Origin of the sequence: Ochrobactrum chromiisoli, from assembly GCF_026241335.1 — a bacterium.
In the GTDB taxonomy this organism is placed as follows: domain Bacteria; phylum Pseudomonadota; class Alphaproteobacteria; order Rhizobiales; family Rhizobiaceae; genus Brucella; species Brucella chromiisoli.
The window spans coordinates 1-2,500 of sequence record NZ_JAPHAV010000036.1 but is presented as its reverse complement, the minus strand read 5'-3'; the positions used below and the strand labels follow the sequence as shown (position 1 = coordinate 2,500).

Below are 2,500 nucleotides of genomic sequence, written 5' to 3'. Positions count from 1 at the left end.
GGGGTGAAAGGCCAATCAAACTTGGAGATAGCTGGTTCTCCGCGAAATCTATTTAGGTAGAGCGTCCAGCGAATACCCCCGGGGGTAGAGCACTGAATGGGCTATGGGGACTCACCGTCTTACTGATCCTAATCAAACTCCGAATACCGGGGAGTACTACTGGGCAGACACACGGCGGGTGCTAACGTCCGTCGTGAAGAGGGCAACAACCCTGACCACCATCTAAGGTCCCTAAGTTATGGCTAAGTGGGAAAGGATGTGAGGATCCCAAAACAACCAGGATGTTGGCTTAGAAGCAGCCATCATTTAAAGAAAGCGTAACAGCTCACTGGTCTAAATAAGGGTCTTTGCGCCGAAAATGTACCGGGGCTAAAGCCATACACCGAAGCTGTGGATGCACGTATGTGCGTGGTAGCGGAGCGTTCCGTAAGCCTGTGAAGGGACAGTCGTGAGACATCCTGGAGGTATCGGAAGTGAGAATGCTGACATGAGTAACGATAAAGGGAGTGAGAGACTCCCTCGCCGAAAGTCCAAGGGTTCCTGCTTAAAGTTAATCTGAGCAGGGTTAGCCGGCCCCTAAGGCGAGGCCGAAAGGCGTAGTCGATGGGAACCACGTTAATATTCGTGGGCCTGCAGGTAGTGACGGATTGCGTGTGTTGTCAGGTCTTATTGGATTGATCTGGCAGCGAAGCGGTTCCAGGAAATAGCTCCTGCATATAGACCGTACCCTAAACCGACACTGGTGGACTGGTAGAGAATACCAAGGCGCTTGAGAGAACTGCGTTGAAGGAACTCGGCAAAATGCACGCGTAACTTCGGAAGAAGCGTGACCCTTCTTTAGGCAACTATTGGAGGGTGGCACAGACCAGGGGGTAGCGACTGTTTACCAAAAACACAGGGCTCTGCGAAGTCGCAAGACGACGTATAGGGTCTGACGCCTGCCCGGTGCTGGAAGGTTAAGAGGAGATGTGCAAGCATTGAATTGAAGCCCCAGTAAACGGCGGCCGTAACTATAACGGTCCTAAGGTAGCGAAATTCCTTGTCGGGTAAGTTCCGACCTGCACGAATGGCGTAACGACTTCCCCGCTGTCTCCAACGCAGACTCAGTGAAATTGAATTCCCCGTGAAGATGCGGGGTTCCTGCGGTTAGACGGAAAGACCCCGTGCACCTTTACTATAGCTTTACACTGGCATTCGTGTCGACATGTGTAGGATAGGTGGTAGACTTTGAAGCCGTGGCGCCAGCCATGGTGGAGTCATCCTTGAAATACCACCCTTATCTATATGGATGTCTAACTGCGGCCCGTTATCCGGGTCCAGGACCGTGTATGGTGGGTAGTTTGACTGGGGCGGTCGCCTCCTAAAGAGTAACGGAGGCGCGCGATGGTAGGCTCAGAACGGTCGGAAATCGTTCGTCGAGTGCAATGGCATAAGCCTGCCTGACTGCAAGACTGACAAGTCGAGCAGAGACGAAAGTCGGTCATAGTGATCCGGTGGTCCCGCGTGGAAGGGCCATCGCTCAACGGATAAAAGGTACGCCGGGGATAACAGGCTGATGACCCCCAAGAGTCCATATCGACGGGGTTGTTTGGCACCTCGATGTCGACTCATCGCATCCTGGGGCTGGAGCAGGTCCCAAGGGTATGGCTGTTCGCCATTTAAAGCGGTACGTGAGTTGGGTTCAGAACGTCGTGAGACAGTTCGGTCCCTATCTGCCGTGGGTGTAGGAATATTGATAGGATCTGTCCCTAGTACGAGAGGACCGGGATGGACGTATCTCTGGTGGACCTGTTGTCGTGCCAACGGCATAGCAGGGTAGCTATATACGGACGGGATAACCGCTGAAGGCATCTAAGCGGGAAACCCACCTAAAAACGAGTATTCCCTATCAGAGCCGTGGAAGACTACCACGTTGATAGGCCGGGTGTGGAAGTGCGGCAACGCATGTAGCTTACCGGTACTAATAGCTCGATCGACTTGATCACTCTCATTTACAATATCCATCGAATTTAGATTGAACAGGGTTCAATCTAAACATTCTTTTGTCCTCACGCTGTCGCAGCTAACGCTGCTTCGCTCCGGACAGGGCGCCGAAACATCGGCGGCACACAGTCGTGTGCCTATTGTTTATCAGCGTTGCATGGCAACGTTGAGGTATCTGCACGAAAGACAATCAGCTTCTCATATTTGTGTTCTTCGCCGACCTGGTGGTTATGGCGGAGCGGCTGCACCCGATCCCATTCCGAACTCGGCCGTGAAACGCTCCAGCGCCAATGGTACTTTGTCTTAAGACACGGGAGAGTAGGTCGCTGCCAGGTCTGCTAAGCACACAAATCAAACCATCTTCTCAAATCATACAAAACAGTCACTTCACCGCCTCTTCGGCGGAAATAATATCATGACCCGAATAGTTCAAAAAATAGCGCGGGGTGGAGCAGCCCGGTAGCTCGTCAGGCTCATAACCTGAAGGCCGCAGGTTCAAATCCTGCCCCCGCAACCA

At 52.8% G+C, this 2,500-nt stretch carries 1 tRNA gene and 2 rRNA genes (1 of these 3 cut by a window edge); all 3 read left to right on the top strand.

Annotated features, from left to right (window positions below):
* A 23S ribosomal RNA gene (locus OPR82_RS22405) occupies positions 1-1,985 on the top strand; it begins 983 nt to the left of the window's first position.
* Positions 1,986-2,203: 218 nt separating this feature from the next.
* Positions 2,204-2,318 (top strand): 5S ribosomal RNA (rrf, locus tag OPR82_RS22400).
* A 105-nt stretch (positions 2,319-2,423) separates the two neighbouring features.
* Positions 2,424-2,500 (top strand) — tRNA-Met (locus OPR82_RS22395).